Consider the following 19,826-nt stretch of genomic DNA (forward strand, 5'->3'; position numbering starts at 1 on the left):
GCGCCCTGGGGAAAGCCTGGGGCGGGTGGCTGTCGCGGCGCAGGATGCTGCGGTTATTCTGACCGGCCATGCCGCTCATCCTCGTAGTCGACGACCAGCCGAGCAACATCCATGCGCTCTACCAGCTGCTGGTGGACGAATGCGAGGTTTCCATGGCCACGACCGGCGCCGAAGCGCTGGCCTACTGCGCCCAGCAGCTGCCCGACCTCATCCTGCTCGACGTGCTGATGCCCGAAATGAGCGGCTACGAAGTCTGCGACCGGCTCAAGGCCGACCCGCGCACGCGCGGCATCCCGGTCATCTTCGTCACCGTGCAGGGCAGCGCCGACGACGAGGCCGAGGGCTTCGCCCATGGCGCGGTCGACTACATCCCCAAGCCCTTCGTCGATGTCGTCGTCAAGGCGCGCGTGCGCACGCAGCTGGCGCTCAAGCTCGCATCGGAGAGCTTTGCGCGCTCGCAGATCGAGCTCTTCCAGCGTGACAAGCTGGCCTCGGTGGGGCGCACGATCTCGGGCATCGCCCAGGAGCTGTCGTCACCGCTGGGCAATGCACTGATCTCCGCCTGCACGCTGCAGGACGACCTCGCCCATCTGCGCGGCCTCAGCAACGCCGGCAGCATCAAGCGCAGCGACCTGGAGAAGCACCTGCGCATCAGCGACGAGAGCGTCGGCCTGGTGCTGTCCAACCTGCAGCGCACGCTGTCGATCGTCGAGGCCTTTTTGCAGTCCACCGCCGACAACTTCGGCGACCAGCGCCGCAGTTTTTCGCTGCAGGAGCTGGTGCATGAAGTCGTGGCCAGCCTGGCCGACGCGCTGCAGGCCCATCAGGTGCGCTGCGAGCTTGACATGGGCGACGACCTGCATCTGCTGAGCTTTCGCGGCGCACTGGCCAAGGTGCTGGCGACGCTGATCCAGAACGCCGTCAAGCATGCCTACCGCGAGGCTGGCGGCGAGGTCCACATCCGCGTGCGGCTGCTCGGCACCGACCAGCTCACCATCGTCGTGCAGGACCACGGCGTGGGCATCCCGCCCGGCCTGGTGGGCCGTGTCTTCGATCCCTTCTTCTCGACGCGCTTCGGGTCCAACCGCAGCGAGCCGGGGCTGTACATCGTGCGCAACCTCGTCACCTTCGCCCTGGGCGGGCAGATCCAGGTCGAATCCACGCCAGGCGTCGGCACGACGGTGCGGCTGACGCTGCCGCTCATATCGCCCGAGGCCCGGCGCGCGGCGGGCTGATGCGGCTCCGGCTCGCGCTGCTGGGGGGGCTGATCCTGCTGCTGGCGCTGGGCCTGGGCGCCTACCTGTGGCGCCAGCCGGCCGACGAGGGGGTCGGCCAGGAAGACGGCCCCATCGTCATCGGCCTGGTGCATGCCCTCAGCGGCCCCTTGGCGACGAGTGAGCGGCCGCTGGTGGCCGCTGTCAAGCTGGCCGTGGACGAGATCAACCAGGGCGGCGGGCTGCTGGGCCGGCCGGTGGAGCTGCGCATCGAAGACACCCGCTCCATCGCCAGCGCCACTGCCGGTGCCGCAGCCACGCGGCTCATCAAGGACCAGCATGCCGCCGCGCTCTTCGGCTGCTGGTCTTCGGGCTGCCGCGAGAAGGTGCAGTCGGTTGTCGAAGCGCAGCAGCACCTGTTCTTCTACCCCATGGCCCACGAAGGCATGGAGCGCTCGGCCCACATCATCTACACCGGCCCGACGCCCAACCAGCAGGTGCTGCCGGCCACCGACTGGGCCATGCAGGGCTTTGGTCGGCGCGTCTACCTGGTCGGCACGGATGCGCTGTACCCGCAGCGCGTCAACGCCATGCTGCGCGACTTCATCCAGCTGGGCGGCGGCCAGGTGCTGGGCGAGCGCTATGTGCCGCTGGGCTCGCGCGACGTGGCGGCGGTCATCGCCGAGCTGCAGGCACTGCAGCCCGACCTGGTGCTCAGCACGCTCAGCGGTGACAGCAACGGCGCCTTCTTCGACGCCCTGGTCGCCGCCGCGCTGACCGACGTGCCGCTGCTGTCCTTCACGGCCGCCGAGCCCGAGATGCGCGCCTACGGTGGCGGCCGGCTGGACCGGCACTTCACCGCCTGGAGCTATCTGCAGTCGCTGCCGGCGCCGGCCAACACGGCCTTCCTGGCGCGGCTGCGCGCGTTGAACGGGGCCGACACCCAGGTCAGCGACCCGGCGGTGTCGTCCTATGTCGGCGTGCAGCTCTGGGCCGCCGCCGTGCGTGAGCTGCGCAGCACGCAGACCGCAGCGGTCAACGCCAATGTGCTGCAGCAGAGTGTCAGCGCACCGCATGGTTATGCGGCGGTGGACGCTCAATCCCGCCACCTGTGGCGCCAGCTGCGCATCGCCCAGGTGCAGCCCGACGGGCAGCTGGCCGAGGTGTGGCAGGTGCCGCGCCACATCCGGCCGGCGCCCTGGCCGGCGTTTCGGTCGACGGAGCACTGGGCTGCCATCGTGGCGCGGGCGGGAGGCCGGCCTTGATCGCCGCGCCGGCCGCAGAGTCGGCGCGGCGGGCCTGGCGCATAGGCCCGGCGCTGCTGCTGGGCTTCGTGCTGCTGTCCGCGCTGCCCCTGGGCGTGATGGGGCTGTGGCAGCTCGGCAGCTTCGAGCGCAGCCTGCGCGAGACCGTCACGGAAGGCCTGGTTGCCATTGCGCGCAAGAAGGTCACCGAGATCAACGAATACCTCAACGAGGTGCAGGTCGACGCCCAGCTCGTTGCCAAGGCGGCCGACACGCGCGAGCTGCTCGGCCAGCGTCGCGATGCCGCCGCCACCCAGGTGCCCGCAGCCAGCCACGCCTTCTACGCGCAGCTGTATGACACCGGCAAATACGTCAACCTGCTGCTGGTGCAGCCCGACGGCCGCATCAGCTTCGCCCTGAAGCCACTCGCCGGCAGCAGCCCGGAGCTAGCGCGGCTGGACGGCGGCGCGTTTGCGGGCAGCGAGCTGCTGGCGGCGCACCGGCGCGCCATCGGCCGGCTGGACGTGCAGCTCACGCCGACGATGCGGCTGCGTGGCCCCGGCAGTCCGAACGGCCCGAACGGCCCGAACGGCGAAACACCGCCGACGATGTTCATGGTTCATGCCGTCGTCGACGGTGACCGCGTGCTGGGCAGCATCGTGCTGCAGCTCGACATCACGCGGCTGCTCCGAGTGGCAACCGACCGCGCCGGCCTGGCGCTGAGCGGCGAGACCGTGCTGGTGCAGCGCAGCGGCGACCAGGCCCTTTTCGTCAGCGAGCTGCTCCGCCCGCTCGCACCGGCCTTGCCTGCGCTGGACCCCCAGGCCGTTGACGCCATTCCGGCCCTGCGCGGCCTGCGGGGTGAGAGCGGCAGCGGGCTGACGCGCAACTACGCGGGCGTGGAGGTGGTGGCCTCCTGGCGGCATCTGCCGGCGCTGGACTGGGGCATCTCCGTCAACCTGGATGCCGACGAAGCCCTCGCGCCCGCGCACGCGTTGCGCAACCGGCTGCTCGGGGCGCTCGGCTTCGCGCTGCTGCTCGCCCTGGGCTTCGCGCTGCTGCTGGGGCGCCGGCTGGTGGAGCCGGTGAGCCTGCTCAACGGCGCCGTGGCGCGCATCGCGGGGGGCGGCCTGGACGAACGGGCCCCGGTGCGTGGCTTCGCCGAGTTTCGCGAGCTGGCTCGCAACTTCAACCACATGACCGAGCAGCTGGTCGTCGAGAAGCAGTTGCTGGAGGCGCGCGTCGAGCAGCGCACGCGCGCGCTGAACGACAGCGAGCAGCGCTTTCGTGGTGTGTTCGAGCGCGGCCAGGTGGGCATTGCACTGTGCGATGCGCAGGGGGCCATCCTTGACGTGAACGCCGCGCTGACGGCCATGCTCTGCCGCACGGGCGAGGAGCTGCGCGGCGCCAAGCTGGCCGACCTGCCGGACTTCCGCTCCAGCCGCCTGCTCGGCAGCGAGCTGAACCGCCTGGCCGGCGGTCGCATGGACCATGTGCGCTTCGAGCGAGGCTTTGCGCTGCCGGGCGGCGGCGAGCTGTTCGTCGACGGCAGCGCCAGCGCCATCCGCGACCGGCGCGGCCGCCTCGTCAACGTCGTGCAGATGCTCATTGACGTGACTGAGCGCCACCGCGCCGAGATCGAGCTGGTGCGCGCCCGCGTCACGGCCGAGGCTGCCAGCCAGGCCAAGAGCGACTTCCTGGCCAACATGAGCCACGAGATCCGCACGCCGATGAGTGGCGCCCTGGGCATGCTCAACCTGCTGCTGCGCACCGATCTGAGCCCGCGCCAGCTTGACTACGCCAGCAAGGCGCGCACGGCGGCGCAGGCGCTGCTGGCCGTCATCAACGACGTGCTGGACTTCTCCAAGGTCGAGGCCGGCAAGATGGAGCTGGACCCGCACCCCTTTGAGCTCAGCGATTTCATGCGCGAGCTGGCCGTCATCCTGTCGGCCAACGTCGGCCACAAGGACATCGAGGTGCTGTTCCGCCTCGATCCGCGCCTGCCGGCCGCGCTGGTGGGCGACACGACGCGGCTGCGCCAGGTGCTGCTCAACCTGGCCGGCAATGCGCTGAAGTTCACCGAGCACGGCGAGGTGGTGCTTGGCGTGACGCTGCTGAGCGACAGCGAGGGCCGGGCGCGCATCCGCTTCGAGGTCAGCGACACCGGCATCGGCATCCCGTCGGCCAAGCTGGAGCACATCTTCACCGGCTTCAGCCAGGCCGAGCAGTCCACCTCGCGGCGCTACGGCGGCACCGGCCTGGGCCTGGCCATCAGCCGGCGGCTGGTGGCGCTGATGGGCGGCGAGCTGCGTGTGGACAGCCGCGTCGGCGAGGGCAGCCGCTTCCACTTCGAGCTGACGCTGCCCGAGGCGCCGGCCCGGGCCGAGGACGCGTTGACGACGCGGCCTGGCCTCAAAGTCCTCATCGTCGACGACAACCCCATGGCCCGCGAGGTGCTGCAGGGCATTGGTGACAGCCTGGGCTGGGACTGCGACCTGGCCGCCAGCGGCGAGCAGGCGCTGGCCCTGGTGCACCTGGCCGCCGAGCGCGGCGAACCGCACTACGACCTGGTCTTGATGGACTGGCGCATGCCGGGGCTGGACGGCTGGGAGACGTCGCGCCGCATCCGCGACAGCCACGATTCCGACGCGCCGGTCATCATCATGGTCACGGCCCATGGCCGTGACCTGCTGGCCGAGCGCAGCGAGCACGAGATCGCCAGCCTGGGCGGCTATCTCGTCAAGCCGGTGACGGCGTCGATGCTTCAGGACGCCGTGGCCGAGGCCACGCGCAGCGAGGCACGCCCGCCGCGCGCGGAGGGAGGCTCACAGCGCCTGGCCGGCATGCGCCTGCTCGTCGTCGAGGACAACGGCTTCAACCAGCAGGTGGCGCAGGAGCTGCTGGAGGATGAGGGCGCCGTCGTCACGCTGGCCGGCGGCGGCGTCGAAGGCGCCCACCTGGCCACCGTCACCGAACCGCCCTTCGACGCCATCCTCATGGACCTGCAGATGCCGGACCTCGACGGCTTCGAGGCGACGCAGCGCATTCTCAAGCGCCGGCGCGCCAGCCTCGTCATCGCCATGACGGCCAATGCCATGGACGCCGACCGTCAGGCCTGCCTGGCCGCCGGCATGCGCGACCACATCGCCAAGCCGGTGGATCTGGAACAGCTGGTCGCCTGCCTGCGCCGCCATGTCGGGCAGTCGCATGCGACGGCGTCAGCCGTGCCTGTCCCGGCGCCGCTGCTGCTGGACCGCGCCGCCGCGCTGCAGCGCCTGGGCGGGCGCCAGGCGCTTTACGACCGCCTGGTCACCTCCTTCGCGCAGGACGCACCGGCCGAGATGGACACGCTTCGCCGCCACCTGCGGCAGTCGTCCGTGCCCGACGTGGTGCGCGTGCTGCACACCTTGCGCGGGCTGGCCGGCGCCGTCGGTGCCAACGCGCTGGCCGCCGTGGCGGGCGCCCAGGAGCAGGCGGTGCGCACCCGGGCCGACGTGCAAGGGGCGGACGTCGAGACATTGCAGCGCCAGCTCGACGAGACCCTTGCCGCGCTACAGCCGCCGCGCGTGCCGGCCGCCGCGGCAGAGGCGGTAGACCCGCTGGAGGCGCTGCGCCGGCTGCGCCTGCTGCTGGTGGAGCGCAATATGCGCTCGGTGGCGGCGTGCGAGCAGCTGGCCGGGCAGGCCGAGGCGCTGGGGCCGGATTTCGCCACACTGTCGCTGGCCATCGGCCGGCTGGACTTCGCCAAGGCGCTGAAGGCCTGCGACCTGCTGCTGCACAGCCTCAATCCCCGTTGAGAGTTTCGTGCGCTGCGGGGCATGTCGGCACATACAATGAGAATCATTCTCATCAAACGCCTGCCCGCGAAGCCGACCCCATGTCCGAGCCGCTGCCTTCCAGCCTTGCCGCCGCCCCTGCCGGGCAGGCGCTGACCGTCAGCCAGGTCAGTGCGCCCGCGCATTCGCCGGAGTGGGCGTCCTGGCTGTCCGACCTCGGCTTCCTGCCGGGCGAGGCGGTGCGCGTGCTGCGCCGGGGCGCCGACGACACGGGCAACCTGGTCGTGCGCGTCGGGCAGTCGACGTTTGCGCTGCGCCATGCCGAGGCCGATTGCATCGCCGTGACACCACGTCATGGTTGAAGGCGTCATCCATGTCCACCGCGGCGGCAAGCTGGTCGCCCTCGTCGGCAACCCCAACTGCGGCAAGACGGCCCTGTTCAACGGCCTGACCGGCAGCCATCAGAAGGTCGCCAACTACGCTGGCGTCACCGTCGAACGCAAGGAAGGCCGCGTCATTTCAGCCGCCGGCAAGACGCTGCGCCTGCTGGACCTGCCCGGCACCTACAGCCTGCATCCGCGCTCGCCGGACGAGCGCGTCACCTGCGACGTGCTGGCCGGCCGCGCCAAGGGCGAGAAGCGGCCCGACCTCGTCGTCTGCGTGCTGGACGCCACCAACCTGCGCCGCAACCTGCGCCTGCTGCTGGCGGTGCGCCGCCTGGGCCTGCCGGTGGTCGTGGCGCTGAACATGGCCGACCTGGCGGCGCGGCGCGGCCTCAAGGTCGACGCTGCGGCGCTGTCGGCCCAGCTGGGCCTGCCAGTGGTGCGCACCGTCGCCATCCACAAGGAAGGCCTGGACGAGTTGCGCGCGCTGCTGGACAAACCGGCGGTCTGGGCAGGCAACCTTCTCGCCCCGGCCGGTGAGCAGCAGGTTGATGACCATGTGACCGTCAAGACCTGGTTGCGTGCGCTAGACCTGGACCACGAACTGCCCACCCTCCCTGGCGACCGCGTCGACCGCGTGCTGCTGCATCCGGTGGCGGGCTCGGTCATCCTGGCGGTGCTGCTCTTCCTGTTGTTCCAGGCGGTGTTCTCCTGGGCCGAAACGCCGATGACGCTCATTGAAGGCGGCATGGCCTGGCTGGGCCAGCAGGTGGGCAACCTCATCCCGGCCGGCTGGTTCCACAGCCTCATCGTCGACGGCGTCATCGCCGGCGCGGGCGGCGTGCTGGTCTTCCTGCCGCAGATCCTGATCCTGTTCTTCTTCATCCTCGTGCTGGAGGAGTCGGGCTATCTGCCCCGCGCGGCCTTGCTGCTGGACCGGCTGATGGGCAGCGTGGGCCTGTCCGGGCGCAGCTTCATCCCGCTGCTGTCCAGCTTTGCCTGCGCCATCCCCGGCATCATGGCCACGCGCTCCATCGCCAACCCGCGCGACCGGCTCGTCACCATCATGATCGCGCCGCTGATGACCTGCTCGGCGCGCCTGCCGGTCTATGCGCTGCTGATCGGCGCCTTCATCCCGAACCGGGACGTCGGCGGCTTCGAGCTGCAAGGCCTGGTGCTGTTCGGCCTCTATGTGATCGGCATCGTCGGCGCGATGGCTGTGGCCTGGCTGCTCAAGCGCTTCACCAGCGCCGGCCAGCTGGTGCGCCCGCTGATGATGGAGCTGCCCAGCTACCACTGGCCGCATCCGCGCTCCATCGCCATCGGCCTGTGGCAGCGCGCCATGATCTTCATCAAGCGCGTGGGCGGCATCATCCTGCTGCTGACGCTGGCGCTGTGGCTGCTGTCCAGCTTCCCCGGGCCGCCCGAGGGCGCGACCGGCGCACCCATCCAGTACAGCATCGCCGGCTATCTCGGCGCGGGCCTGGCCAAGATCTTCGCGCCCATCGGCTTCAACTGGCAGATCAGCCTGGCGCTGGTGCCGGGCCTGGCCGCGCGCGAGGTGGCCATCAGCGCGCTGGGCACGGTCTACGCGCTGTCGGCCACGGGCGACGAAGCGGCGCAGGCGCTGTCACCGCTGATCCAGCAGACCTGGAGCATGGCGACGGCGATGTCGCTGCTGGCCTGGTATGTGTTCGCGCCGCAATGCATCGCGACGCTGGCAGCGGTGAAGCGCGAGACGGGTGGCTACAAGATGCCGCTCATCATGACGGCCTATCTGTTCGGCCTGGCCTACCTGGCGTCATTCATCACCTACCGCGTGGCGCTTTACTTGGGCGGCTGAGCGGCCGTCGCGGGCACGGGCCGCGTCGGCACGGTCGCGCTGCAGACCTCGATGTGCCCCGGGCTGTGCACGAACCAGCCGCCCCGGTAGCGGCGGGCGTCCAGCAGCTGGGTCCAGGTGGCGGACTCGGTCTTCAGCACCTGCAGCGCGGGCCGCTCGGTGGGCGGCACCTCGGCCAGCAGGCGGATGCGCTGGATGCCGGTGCGCTGCTCGGGCTTGTCGTAGAAGCCCATGGCCGCCGAACCGCGGGGCAGGGCGGACAGCAATTCCATGCCCTTGAGCACGCGGCCCACGACGGTGATGTTCAGGTCCAGCCCGCGCGGCGCCTGGCCAATGACGACGTAGAGCTCGCTGCCGTTGCTGGAGTCGACCGCATCGCTGCGGCCCGCGCCGACCATGCCGTAGCAATGGGTCAGCCAGGCCTTGCCGGTCTTGGGGTCGGCGGCGACGGGGAAGCCCTGCGCAAAGCCGGTGCGGGGCGCCCAGCCGTCGATGTCGGGCAGCCTGGCGAAGCCCGCAGCCTTGCCGATGGCGTCCATGGGCACCGAGAACTCCGCGGGCAGCTTGGGTGACGCGCCAGCCGGCAGCGGCCGGGCCTTGGCGGCGTTCTCGCCGTCGGGGTCGCCCCATTGCGTGACGAAGTTGTCCTGCACGCGCAGGATGGCCAGGCCATCCCAGTAGCCGCCACGGGCCAGCGCGCGAATGTTCGCCGCGTGGGCGGGCGCAAAGCGGGGCGCCAGCTCGATGATGACCTGACCTGCGGCCAGCTCCATCAGCAAGGTGTTCTCGGGGTCCAGCGGGCGCCAGTCCCAGGCCGGCGACGCGGCCAGGATCTCCTGGGCTGACTTCTTGGCGGGCTTGGTAGCTGGCTTGGGTGCGGCCAGGGCGGTAGAGAGCAGGCCGGCGGTGGCCAGCGCGATGGCAATGTGTTTCATGGGCGCGCAGCTTAGCGGCCACGAACCGCCGCGCAAACCTCAGGACGGCGGCAGGAAGCGACCCAGCTCGCGCGAACGCAGCGCCGCCGCCAGCCGCACGGCGAGTGCCTGGGCTGCCGGCATCTCCTGCTCGGCGCGCGAGGCCAGGCAGCCATCGCCGCGCAGGCAGGCCAGCCAGACCTCGGGGTCGCGCTCGTCGCAGGCCAGGCCGAACTGGCAGGGCAGCAGGCGCAGCGCCGCCTGGGCGGTGGCGCGGCTGGTGTCATCGTCGAAGCGCTGGCCGTCGAAGTAGAGGGTGGGCTGACCAGCGATGCGGCGCAGCAGCAGGCGCTCGCCGAGTTCATCGATCAGCAGCGGGTCAGGGCGGGCGAACATCGCGTGCAGCAGCGCGGCGTCGTCGAAGTCGGACTGCTGAACGGCCAGCAACGGGTCGCTGACGGGCTCGTCGGGCGATATGTTGACGAGGGCCAGCCACTCGGCTTTGGCGAACTGGCCGCAGCCGGCCGAGAGCGCCGCCTGGCGGGCGACGGCGCGCTGGTGGCGGGCGTTGTTGAGGTCGGGCGCCTCGGCGGCTTGCAGGCCGGCAAGGTTGGCGCAGCGCCGTGCCAGCGCCCGGGCATAGAGGCGGCCGCCCTGAGCGGGCGCGGCGAGTGCAGCTTGCAGCGTGGCGCGCAGGTCGGCCTCGGGGGCGGTGAGCAGACCGGGCAGGTCCACGGCCGGCTTTGCCGCCTGCAGGATGGGCACCGGGCCTGGCGGAACAACGGCAGGCCGGGGCGCCGGTGGCGCCAGCGCGACGGCTGCTGCCGCCGCGCGCGGCGCCTCGGCGTCCGCCGGCGTTCCCCACCAGGCCCAGGCCACCAGGGCGACCCCGACGACCCCGAGAAGAAGGGCCGCCCGTGGCGCGATCACCAGACCGCTTGCGGCCATCCGTCCGAACCCCAGGTCACGTTGCCGATGAACAGCACTGGCGCGCCGTTGTTCTGCGCGTCATAGGCATGCCAGGCCATCACCGATCCGTCGGCCAGCAGCGACTGCCCGCCCGGTCCCTTGAAGCGCGAGCCGCTGGACGCGATGACGGTGCCGCCGCCGGACATCATGGCCTTGCCAGCCTTGTCGGCGTAGGGCCCGGTGATGGATGTGGAGCGGCCGACGACGATGCGGTAGGTGCTGTTGGCGCCCTGGCAGCAGGCGCCCTTGGAAGCGAACAGGTAGTACCAGCTGCCCCGGCGGACGACGAAGCCGTTCTCGATGCCGTTGGCCGTGTCCTTGGCGATGTTGACGATGCCGCCGCTCGGGGGCTTCAGGTTGACCTTGCTGACGCGGGTGATGTGGATGCCGTTCCAGAAGGAGCCGAACACCAGGTAGGGGTCGCCGTTGGCGGCGAGCACGAAGGCCGGGTCGATGGCGTTGTAGCCGTCGCCGGACTTGGACGTCAGGATGGCGCCCTGGTCCACCCACTGGCCTGCGGCGATGCCGCCGGCCGACGTCGTCAGGCCGATGGCCGACTTCTGCGAGCCGAAGCTGGAGATGGCGTAGTAGCAGTAGCCGAGGCCACCGTATTCGCCGCAGCCGGGCGCCCAGACCATGGCGGTCTTGTTGGTGGGCAGATAGGTCTTCCACCAGGCGAGGCCGCCGCTGAAGATCGACCCGCCCTGGGTCCACGCCGTGCCGTTGCTGGAGTACTTGACGCCGATCCCGCCGTTGTCGGTGGTCTCGAACAGCCACCAGGTCGAGCTGGTCTTGTAGAGGTGCGGGTCGTGGGTGCCGATGGCGCCGGTCAGCGTCCAGGGGGCGGCCTGGGCGGGAAGCAATGCGGCGGCGAGCGTGCAGCCGAGGGCCAAGCGCACGAGGCGCTTCAAGGTCAAGAACATGGGGTGTCTCGGGTCGTTGGCGGCCGCCTCGTTCGGGAGGCCTGAACGAATTAAATATGACTATTAAAAACATTCGTCCCCGGGGTAACGCCGATTCTGGAGTTGGTATCACTTAAAAGTAAGACTTAAAGTTTCTTGCCGGAAGCGTTTACAGCGCCGGTCGGCAGGGGCGGCACGCCTCGGGCCAGAACGGCATTCCTACAATGCCGCGATGCCCGCCCAAGATCTGCAAGACCTGCCTGAACCCGCTTTCGTCCACCTGCGCATGCACACCGAGTTTTCGGTCGTGGACGGCACCCTCCGCACCGATGACGCGGCCGACGCCGCAGCCAAGGACGGCCAGGTGGCGGCGGCCATCACCGACCTCGCCAACCTGTTCGGCGGCATCAAGTTCTACAGCGCGATGCGCAAGAAGGGCGTGCAGCCCATCCTCGGCGCCGACTGCTGGCTGGAGACCGACGCGACCGACAAGCCGCCGACGCGCCTGCTGCTGCTGGTGCAAAACAGCCAGGGCTATCTCAACCTTAGCGAGCTGCTGTCGCGCGCGTGGATAGACAACGTGCAGCGCAACCAGGCTTGCCTGAAGTGGGAGTGGCTGAGCGAGCTGGGCGAGGGGTTGATCTGCCTGTCTGGCGCGCAGCACGGCGGCGTCGGCCAGGCGCTGATGCAGGGCGACAAGGTGCGGGCACGTGAGTGGGCGCAGCGGCTCGCGGCCGTGTTCCCGAATCGCTTTTACATCGAGCTGCAACGCGCCGGTCTGCCTGGCCAGGATGCCCTCGTGCACGCCAGCGTGCCGCTCGCCGCCGAACTGGGCCTGCCCGTCGTGGCAACGCATCCGATCCAGTTCCTCGGTGAGGACGACTTCGAGGCGCACGAGGCGCGCGTCTGCGTGGCCGAAGGCGAGACCCTCGCCAACCCCAAGCGCATCAAGCGCTTCCTGCCGAGCCAGTATTTCAAGACGCAGGCGCAGATGCGGGAGCTGTTCAAGGACATTCCCAGCGCTATACAGAACACGATCGAGATCGCGCGGCGCTGCTCGCTGACGCTGGTGCTGGGCAAGCCGCAGCTGCCCAACTTCCCGACGCCGCTGCTGGAAGACGGCACGCCGATGCCGATGGAGCAGTACTTCCGCGAGCTGAGCCACGAGGGCCTGGTGGGCCGGCTGATCCACCTGTTCCCCAACGAGGCCGAGCGCGAGAAGGAGCGACCGCGCTACGTCGAGCGGCTGGAGTTCGAGCTGAACACCATCATCAAGATGGGCTTCCCGGGCTACTTCCTCATCGTGTCGGACTTCATCCGCTGGGCCAAGGCCAATGGCTGCCCGGTCGGCCCGGGCCGGGGCTCGGGCGCGGGCTCGCTCGTCGCCTATGCACTGCTGATCACGGACCTGGACCCGCTCAAATACAACCTGCTGTTCGAGCGCTTCCTGAACCCGGAGCGGGTGTCCATGCCCGACTTCGACATCGACTTCTGCCAGGGCAACCGCGACCGCGTCATCGACTACGTCAAGGACAAGTACGGCCGCCCGGCGGTCAGCCAGATTGCGACGTTCGGAACGATGGCCGCCAAGGCCGCGCTGCGTGACATCGGCCGCGTGCTGGGCATGGGCTACGGCCATGTCGACAGCATCGCCAAGCTCATCCCTGCGCCACCCGGCAAGACGGTGACGCTGGCCAAGCTGCCGCCCAACTTCGACCCCGACAAGGCCAAGGTCATCTACGCCCGCCACGAGGCGCCGGAGCTGGAGGAGCGCGAGGCCGCCGACGAGGAAGTGGCCGAGCTGCTGAAGCTGGCCGCGCGCGTCGAAGGCATGGTGCGCAACATCGGCATGCATGCCGGCGGCGTGCTGATCGCGCCGGGCAAGATCACCGACTTCTGCCCGCAGTACCAGCAGCCCGGCTCCACCAGCGCGGTGAGCCAGTTCGACAAGGACGACGTGGAGGCCATCGGCCTCGTCAAGTTCGACTTTCTGGGCCTGGCCACGCTGACCATCCTGGAGCTGGCCAAGAATTTCATCGTCGCCCGCTACCCCGAGCGCAAGGACTTCGACTGGGCCAATGTGCCGCTGGTCGACAAGAAGGTGTTCGACCTCTTCGGCAAGGGCTACTCCGAGAGCGTGTTTCAGTTCGAATCGCCCGGCATGCAGCGCCTGCTGAAGGACGCCAAGCCCTCGCGCTTCGAGGACTTGATCGCGCTGGTATCGCTGTATCGGCCGGGCCCGATGGACCTGATCCCGTCCTTCGTGGCGCGCAAGCATGGCAAGGAGACGATCGAGTACCCGCATCCGCTGCTGGGCCAGGTGCTGGAGGAGACCTACGGCGTCTTCGTCTACCAGGAGCAGGTGATGCAGGCCGCTCAGGTGCTGGGCGGCTACAGCCTCGGCGGCGCCGACATGCTGCGTCGCGCGATGGGGAAGAAGAAGGCCGATGAAATGGCCGCCCACCGCGCGATGTTCCGCAAGGGCGCGGCGGAAAAGGACATTGACGAGAAGAAGGCCGATGAGGTCTTCGACCTGATGGAAAAGTTCGCCGGCTACGGCTTCAACAAGTCGCATGCCGCCGCCTATGCGCTGCTGAGCTATCACACGGCCTGGCTGAAGACGCACTACACGGCCGAGTTCTACGCCGCGAACATGACCATCGAAATGGACGACACCGACAAGCTCAAGGTGTTGCTCAACGACGCGAAGATCTTCGGCATCGAGTTCCAGTCGCCCTGCGTGAACAAGGGCGTCTACCGCTTCGAGCCACTGACGAACCGGCTCGTCAACTACGGCCTGGGCGCCGTCAAGGGCACGGGCCGCGGCGCCATCGAGGCCATCATCGCGGCGCGCGAGTCCGGCGGACCTTTCCTGAGCTTCTACGACTTCTGCCTGCGCGTGGACCGCAAGGCCGTCAACAAGCGCGCCGTCGAGGCGCTGATCAAGGCTGGCGCCTTCGACAGCATCAACCCCGACCGCCACAAGCTGCTGGCCAGCGTCGGTCGCGGCTACACGCATGCCGAGACGCAGGAGGCCAATGCCGACCAGGGCGGCCTGTTCGACTTCGGCGACTCGCATGCAGCCTCGCATGTCGAGCCGGACCTCGTCGAGACGGCGCCCTGGAGCATCAAGGAGCGCCTGTCGCTGGAGAAGACGGCCATCGGCTTCTACCTGTCGGGTCACCTGTTCGACCACGGCGGCGCCGAGGTGCGGCGCATCGTCAAGCGCCAGATCGCCGACCTGGTAGACAGCCGCGAGCCGACGCTGGTGGCCGGCATCGTCAGCGACCTGCGCGTCATCAACGGCCAGCGCGGCCGCGTCGCCATCTTCAAGATCGACGACAAGAGCGACGCCGTCGAGGCCGTCGCCAACGAGGAGCTGCTGAACGCCAATAAGGAACTGCTGGCCGAGGACGAACTCATCATTGCCCAGGGCAAGGTGCAGAACGACCGCTTCTCCGGCGGCCTGCGCATGAACGTCACGGCGGTGTGGGGCCTGGCGGCCGCGCGCGCCAAGTTCGGCCGGCATCTGCTGATTGGCAATGCGGGATCGGCAGGGCTCGTACACGAGCTGGTGCAGCGCTTCCCGCCGCGTGATGTCGTGATGGAAGAGGGCGGCACGCGCAAGCTGGGCCTGCCCGTGCGCGTGTCGGTCAAGGCCGAGCCCAATGGCGATCAGGTCGGCGCCCGGTGGCTGGTGGAACTCGGCGAGGCCAGCCGCTTCTGGCCGGCAGACGAGGCTTTAGCCAAATTGGGCACGGCAGCCGAGGTTATCTACGAGATTGGATGACGGCTTGCATCGGCGATGATTTCAATGGGCCTGTTGGCACTACGGCAATGGGTCGCGTTGAGGTCAGAAAGTCCGCGAGCAAGGCGCAAAGCGGAGCCGGGTTGCACACCCGGCGAGCATTTGCAACGCTGCGCGCGGGCTTTCTGGCCTTAACCCTTCGGGAAGGTCTGCCGCCAGGGGCCACTCGGCGTTGCGCCACTTGCCCGCACGTGAGTGCGGGCGGCGTGCCGCGCCTTGATTGGCCCCTGGCGGCAGGCCTTCGCGACCCATTGCCGTAGTGCCAACAGGCCCTCGATGCAACAAGCCGTTCCCAAGCCCTTTGCCCAGTCGGATTTCGGGCTTCACCGTCCGCAGCCGGTCACGGGCCTGATCCTGACCGGCGGCGGGGCGCGCGCGGCCTACCAGGTGGGCGTCCTGGCCGCCATCGCCCAGTTGCGCCGCGATGCCGGCGCAACGCGGGGCAATCCGTTTCCCATCATCAGCGGCACCTCGGCCGGCGCCATCAACGCGTCCACGCTGGCCTGCCATGCCGATGACTTCGACGGCGCCGTCGACGGGCTTGTGCATCTTTGGCAGGGCCTGCACGTCGAGAACATCTACCGCGCCGATGCCTTTGAGGCGGTGAAGAGCGGTGCGCGCTGGCTCTCGATGCTCAGCCTGGGCTGGGCCCTCGCGCGCTGGACGCGCAGCCGCCCACGCAGCTTGCTCGACAACCGGCCGCTGCGCGAGCTGCTCGGCCGCTATCTGGACATGGACCGCATCGAGTCCATGCTCGACGGTGGCCACCTCCGCGCACTCGCACTGACCGGCTCGAGCTACACCTCGGGCCAGCACGTCACCTTCTACCAGACCCACCACCACATCGTGCCCTGGCTGCGCGAGCAGCGCATGGCGGTGCAGGCGCGGCTGAGCTTGAGTCATCTGATGGCCTCGGCGGCCATCCCCTTCATCTTCCCGGCCGAATTGGTGGCGCTGGAGGGCATGCCCGAGTGGTTCGGCGACGGCTCGATGCGCCAGAGCGCGCCCATCTCGCCGGCCGTGCACCTGGGCGCCGAGCGCGTGCTCGTCATCGGCGCCGGCCGGATGAAGGAGCCCGAGGGTCGGCGCGTGCAGGCCACCGAGACGCACCCCAGCATGGCCACGATCGCCGGGCATGCGCTGTCCAACATCTTCCTGGATGCGTTGGCTGTGGATGTGGAGCGCCTGCGCCGCATCAACCGCACGCTGGCGCTGCTGCCCAACGAAACCCGCGCCGCCACCGCGCTGCGGCCCATCGAGCTTCTCGTCATCGCGCCCAGCCGCCGCCTGGACGACCTGGCCGGTGAGCACCAGGCCAGCCTGCCGTCGTCGGTGCGCGCCATGCTGCGGGCCTTCGGCGTCAGCGGCAAGGGCAACAAGACCAGCGGCTCGGCGCTGGTGAGCTATTTGCTCTTCGAGCCCAGCTTCGTCAACGAGCTGATCAACCTCGGTATGAGCGACACGCTGGCCAAGCGGGCCGAGGTGCAGCGCTTCTTCGGCTGGCCGGGTCGGGCGCCGCAGATCGATCCGTCCCTGTTGCGACGCAGCCGTTCGGCCGGTTTTGCGGCGGGGGTGTGATGCGAAAGCTGCTGTTGATGTTCGCCCTCAACACCTTCCTGGCCATGCCGGCCCAGGCGGCCGACATCGCCTTCTGGGACACCCCGCGCCACGGCGGCAACAGCTTCAATGGGAAGCCACCCGACGAGGCCTACTTCCGCGCGCTGAAGGCCACAGGTGCCACATGGGTGCGGCTCACCTTCTCCAAGTGGAAAGGCGAAGGCCGCGATTTCCTGATCGGCAATGCCGACGCCTACCGGGGCATCCCGGCGGCAGACCTGGCCGTGTTGCGCAGGACGCTGGATGCGGCGCATGCGGCTGGGATCAAGGTGGTGCTGGTGCCGCTGTCTCTGCCGGGCAATCGCTGGGTGCAGCACAACCAGGACAAGCAGGACGACCGGCTGTGGAAGGAGCGCAAGTTCTGGGACCAGTCCGCCGCCTTCTGGCGCGACCTGGCCGTCGCCTTGAAGGACCATCCCGCCCTGGCGGGCTACAACCTGCTCAACGAGCCGACGCCCGAGAAGGGCATGGGGCTGGATGAACATGCGGCGCCGGAGGTGCGGCAGGCCTGGTACGCGAAGTACAAGGGCACGACCCATGACCTGCCGGCTTTCTACGAGCAGGTGATTGCCGCTGTTCGAACGGTCGATGCACACACGCCCGTCATGGTTGACGGCGGTTGGTATGCCAACGCCTGGAGCTTCAGCTACTGGAAACCGTTGCAGGACTCAAAGGTGCTGTACGCCTTCCACATGTACGAACCGTGGGACCTGACCAGCGCGCCGCAGATCAAGCGCAAGCCGCAGTTGCCGTATCCGGGCTCGAAGGTGACGTGGGGCGGCCAGTCGCTGAGCTTCGACAAGACGGCCATGCAGCAATTTCTCGGCGTGCCGTTCGCGTGGGCCCAGGCCAACGGCGTGGCGCCCAACCGCATGGTGGCGGGCGAGCTGGGCTGTGTGCGGGTGTGGACGGACTGCGGCGCCTATCTGGGCGACGTGCTGGACACGCTCAACGGCCACGGCGCCCACTGGGCCTTCTACAGCTTCCGCGAGGACGTCTGGGAGGCGATGGATTACGAGATTCCGCCCGCCTTCCCCGCCGGCCAGGTGTACTACCTGCGCGAACAGGGCAAGGGCGACAAGGTGCTGCTGGACGGCCCGTTGATGGGCGTCATCAAGAGCCGGATGCGTTAGTCAGCGTACGGTTTGGCGGCCACGCGCAGCCCGGCGCCAGACAGCTTGCGTGCAGTCGCCGCGCGAATGCCCGGCACTCGCTTCATCAGGTCAGCCCAATCCGCAAATGGCCGCGCCGCCAGCAGCCGCTGCACGAGCGCCGGGCCGAGGCCGGGCAGGGATTCGAGTTCTGCCCGGGTTGCCGTGTTGGCGTCCACCTCGGTTTGAGCGAGTGCGGGCACCGCCGCCCACAGCAGCAGCGCACGCCGCTTCATCACGGCTCGCCGGCCTGCGCGCGCACCATGGCCGCATAGGCGCCATCGCGGGCGATCAGCTCGGCGTGCGTGCCGGTCTCCACCAGCTTGCCCGCGCCCATCACATGGATGGCGTCGGCGTCGCGGATGGTCGACAGGCGGTGGGCGATGACGATCAGCGTCTTGCGGCCCGACCACGCGGCCAGGGCCTGCTGCACGGCGCGTTCGCTCTCGGTGTCCAGCGCCGACGTGGCCTCGTCGAAGATCCAGATTGGCGCGTCCTTGTAGAGCGCCCGTGCGATGGCCAGACGCTGGCGCTGGCCGCCGGAGAGCTTGCTGCCGTTGGCGCCCACGGCCGTCTCGATGCCCTCGGGCAGCGTCTGGACGAAGTCCCACAGATGGGCGGCACGCAGCGCAGCTTCGAGCCTGGCCTCGTCGCGCGGTTGGGCGTAAGCGATGTTGGCGGCGATGGAGTCGTCGAAGAGCACGATGTCCTGCGACACGACGGCGAACTGGCGGCGCAGGCTCAGCCGGGTCAGCGTCTCGATGTCGGTGCCGTCCAACGTGATGCGCCCGGCGTCCGGCCGGCCAAAGCCAAGCAGCAAATGGATGATGGAACTCTTGCCCGCGCCGGATGCGCCCACCAGGGCCGTCGTGCGGCCGGCGCGGAAAGTCAGGTTCAAGCCATCCAGCGCCGGCTGGTTCGCGCCGGGGTAGGTCAGGCTCACGGCCTCCATCGCGATGTCGCCCTGGGCCAGGTCGGGCAGCTCCTGCGTGCCGGTGTCGGCCTCCTTGGGCGCGTCCATCAGCTCGAAGCAGCCCTTGGCGATGACGAAGGCGCGGGTCAGCGGTGCAGCCAGGTCGGACAGATGGCGCAGCCGCGAGGTCAGCAGCATCAGGGCGGTCACGAACTCGGCAAAGGCCTTGACACCCGTGTCGTCGGCACGCGCCTGCCAAAGCGCCACGCAGATGATCATGGACAGGCCGACGCTGGCCACGAGCTGGGACAGCGGCTGCGCGAGCGCCGCTGCGGCAGCCGTCTTGAGGTCGTTGCGGCGCACGGCCTGGGACACCTCGGCGAAGCGCTCGCGCTCATGCGCGGCCGCGCCGAACTGGCGCACCACGCGCCATGCGCGTGTCATGTCGTCGACCCGGTTGACCAGCAGCAGCTGCGAGTCGTAGGCGCGCGTGGACATGATGCGCATGCGCTGGTTGACCTTCTTCATGACCAGGGCCATCAGTGGCGTGACGACCAAGCTGAGCAGGGTCAGTTGCCAGTTGAGGTGAAAGAGATAGCCCACCATGGCGATGGCGGGCAGCCCGTCACGCAGCACGCTCAGGCCGACATTGCCGACCAATTGGATGATCTGCTGCGGGTCGTTGACGACCTTGCTGACGGCCGTGCCTGGCTGTATGCGGGTATAGACCTGGGCGTCCAGCTGCAGCAGCGCGCTGACAAGTGCCGCGCGGAAGTCCACCACGGTGCGTGTCAGCGTCCAGTTGAAGAGGTATTGGCCGGCGAAGCCGAATACGCCGCGGATGACATACAGGCCGATCAGCGCGACGGGCACCATCCAGAGCGGAAAGGCATTGGCCGTGAATCCGTCGTCGAAGGCATAGCCGACGAGCTTGGGGATCAGCGTCTCGGTCGAGGCCAGGCCGACGTAAGCCAGCACGGTGAGGACGGCGCCCCAGCGGTGCGGGTAGACGTACTGGCCCAGGCGGCGGGCGGGGTTGGTGTGGGATGTGGCGCTAGCGTCAATCGACATGAGACCGATTCTCCCTCCTAC

Annotated in this window: 13 protein-coding genes; 8 read left to right on the forward strand and 5 right to left on the reverse strand. The window is 69.1% G+C overall.

Going from position 1 to position 19,826, the window contains the following annotated elements; translation table 11 throughout:
- Positions 1 to 68 precede the first annotated feature (68 nt).
- The 5 genes from AC0IZJ_RS02270 (at position 69) to feoB (ending at position 8,460) form a co-directional block, all read left to right on the forward strand.
- Complete coding sequence (locus AC0IZJ_RS02270; RefSeq protein ID WP_471846223.1) at positions 69 to 1,235, forward strand: response regulator; 1,167 nt, start codon at positions 69 to 71, stop codon at positions 1,233 to 1,235.
- Positions 1,235 to 2,479: an urea ABC transporter substrate-binding protein gene (locus AC0IZJ_RS02275; protein ID WP_471846225.1), complete on the forward strand. Its 1,245-nt coding sequence runs from the start codon at positions 1,235 to 1,237 to the stop codon at positions 2,477 to 2,479. Before AC0IZJ_RS02270 ends, AC0IZJ_RS02275 begins: the two co-directional genes overlap by 1 nt.
- A complete protein-coding gene (locus tag AC0IZJ_RS02280) occupies positions 2,476 to 6,255 on the forward strand; it encodes a response regulator (RefSeq protein ID WP_471846227.1) in 3,780 nt (1,259 codons plus the stop codon). The genes AC0IZJ_RS02275 and AC0IZJ_RS02280 overlap by 4 nt, the downstream gene beginning before the upstream one ends.
- Positions 6,256 to 6,335: 80 nt before the next feature.
- Positions 6,336 to 6,596 (forward strand): FeoA family protein, encoded by a 261-nt coding sequence (locus AC0IZJ_RS02285; RefSeq protein WP_457424529.1) that lies wholly within the window; start codon positions 6,336 to 6,338, stop codon positions 6,594 to 6,596.
- Positions 6,589 to 8,460, forward strand: coding sequence for a ferrous iron transporter B (gene feoB, locus AC0IZJ_RS02290; RefSeq protein WP_471846229.1), 1,872 nt, complete (start codon positions 6,589 to 6,591; stop codon positions 8,458 to 8,460). The genes AC0IZJ_RS02285 and feoB overlap by 8 nt, the downstream gene beginning before the upstream one ends.
- Here the strand turns inward: feoB and AC0IZJ_RS02295 are convergent.
- From AC0IZJ_RS02295 to AC0IZJ_RS02305, 3 genes are read right to left on the reverse strand one after another with little or no spacing between them, the layout of a single operon-like run.
- Entirely contained in the window at positions 8,445 to 9,395 is a 951-nt protein-coding gene (locus AC0IZJ_RS02295) for a peptidylprolyl isomerase (RefSeq protein ID WP_471846231.1), read from the reverse strand. The two genes, feoB and AC0IZJ_RS02295, sit on opposite strands and share 16 nt — an antisense overlap.
- Positions 9,396 to 9,434: 39 nt before the next feature.
- On the reverse strand, positions 9,435 to 10,322 hold the full coding sequence (locus tag AC0IZJ_RS02300; RefSeq protein WP_471846233.1) for a hypothetical protein: 888 nt from the start codon (positions 10,320 to 10,322) through the stop codon (positions 9,435 to 9,437).
- Entirely contained in the window at positions 10,301 to 11,266 is a 966-nt protein-coding gene (locus AC0IZJ_RS02305; RefSeq protein ID WP_471846235.1) for a glycoside hydrolase family 43 protein, read from the reverse strand. Before AC0IZJ_RS02305 ends, AC0IZJ_RS02300 begins: the two co-directional genes overlap by 22 nt.
- Positions 11,267 to 11,477: 211 nt before the next feature.
- Here AC0IZJ_RS02305 and dnaE point away from each other — a divergent pair, with 211 nt between their 5' ends.
- From dnaE to AC0IZJ_RS02320, 3 genes are all read left to right on the forward strand, one after another.
- A complete protein-coding gene (dnaE, locus tag AC0IZJ_RS02310; protein WP_471846237.1) occupies positions 11,478 to 15,035 on the forward strand; it encodes a DNA polymerase III subunit alpha in 3,558 nt (1,185 codons plus the stop codon).
- A 294-nt stretch (positions 15,036 to 15,329) separates the two neighbouring features.
- Positions 15,330 to 16,631, forward strand: coding sequence for a patatin-like phospholipase family protein (locus AC0IZJ_RS02315; RefSeq protein WP_471846240.1), 1,302 nt, complete (start codon positions 15,330 to 15,332; stop codon positions 16,629 to 16,631).
- Positions 16,631 to 17,803: a glycoside hydrolase family 5 protein gene (locus AC0IZJ_RS02320; protein WP_471846242.1), complete on the forward strand. Its 1,173-nt coding sequence runs from the start codon at positions 16,631 to 16,633 to the stop codon at positions 17,801 to 17,803. Before AC0IZJ_RS02315 ends, AC0IZJ_RS02320 begins: the two co-directional genes overlap by 1 nt.
- Here AC0IZJ_RS02320 and AC0IZJ_RS02325 read toward each other — a convergent pair.
- Together AC0IZJ_RS02325 and AC0IZJ_RS02330 are read right to left on the reverse strand one after the other, a co-directional pair.
- Positions 17,800 to 18,057: a ComEA family DNA-binding protein gene (locus AC0IZJ_RS02325; RefSeq protein WP_471846244.1), complete on the reverse strand. Its 258-nt coding sequence runs from the start codon at positions 18,055 to 18,057 to the stop codon at positions 17,800 to 17,802. The two genes, AC0IZJ_RS02320 and AC0IZJ_RS02325, sit on opposite strands and share 4 nt — an antisense overlap.
- Positions 18,057 to 19,805 carry an ATP-binding cassette domain-containing protein gene (locus tag AC0IZJ_RS02330; RefSeq protein ID WP_471846246.1) on the reverse strand — a complete coding sequence of 583 codons (1,749 nt, stop codon included), beginning with the start codon at positions 19,803 to 19,805 and terminating at the stop codon, positions 18,057 to 18,059. Before AC0IZJ_RS02330 ends, AC0IZJ_RS02325 begins: the two co-directional genes overlap by 1 nt.
- Between the last annotated feature and the right edge of the window lie 21 nt (positions 19,806 to 19,826).

It is taken from the genome of Roseateles sp. AC306 (assembly GCF_979253795.1).

Coding starts and splice junctions, on each gene's coding strand:
- AC0IZJ_RS02270 (WP_471846223.1), top strand. CDS start 69: ATGCCGCTCATCCTCGTAGTCGACGACCAGCCGAGCAACATCCATGCG.
- AC0IZJ_RS02275 (WP_471846225.1), top strand. CDS start 1,235: ATGCGGCTCCGGCTCGCGCTGCTGGGGGGGCTGATCCTGCTGCTGGCG.
- AC0IZJ_RS02285 (WP_457424529.1), top strand. CDS start 6,336: ATGTCCGAGCCGCTGCCTTCCAGCCTTGCCGCCGCCCCTGCCGGGCAG.
- feoB (WP_471846229.1), top strand. CDS start 6,589: ATGGTTGAAGGCGTCATCCATGTCCACCGCGGCGGCAAGCTGGTCGCC.
- AC0IZJ_RS02295 (WP_471846231.1), bottom strand. CDS start 9,395: ATGAAACACATTGCCATCGCGCTGGCCACCGCCGGCCTGCTCTCTACC.
- AC0IZJ_RS02300 (WP_471846233.1), bottom strand. CDS start 10,322: ATGGCCGCAAGCGGTCTGGTGATCGCGCCACGGGCGGCCCTTCTTCTC.
- AC0IZJ_RS02305 (WP_471846235.1), bottom strand. CDS start 11,266: ATGTTCTTGACCTTGAAGCGCCTCGTGCGCTTGGCCCTCGGCTGCACG.
- dnaE (WP_471846237.1), top strand. CDS start 11,478: ATGCCCGCCCAAGATCTGCAAGACCTGCCTGAACCCGCTTTCGTCCAC.
- AC0IZJ_RS02315 (WP_471846240.1), top strand. CDS start 15,330: ATGCAACAAGCCGTTCCCAAGCCCTTTGCCCAGTCGGATTTCGGGCTT.
- AC0IZJ_RS02320 (WP_471846242.1), top strand. CDS start 16,631: ATGCGAAAGCTGCTGTTGATGTTCGCCCTCAACACCTTCCTGGCCATG.
- AC0IZJ_RS02325 (WP_471846244.1), bottom strand. CDS start 18,057: ATGAAGCGGCGTGCGCTGCTGCTGTGGGCGGCGGTGCCCGCACTCGCT.
- AC0IZJ_RS02330 (WP_471846246.1), bottom strand. CDS start 19,805: ATGTCGATTGACGCTAGCGCCACATCCCACACCAACCCCGCCCGCCGC.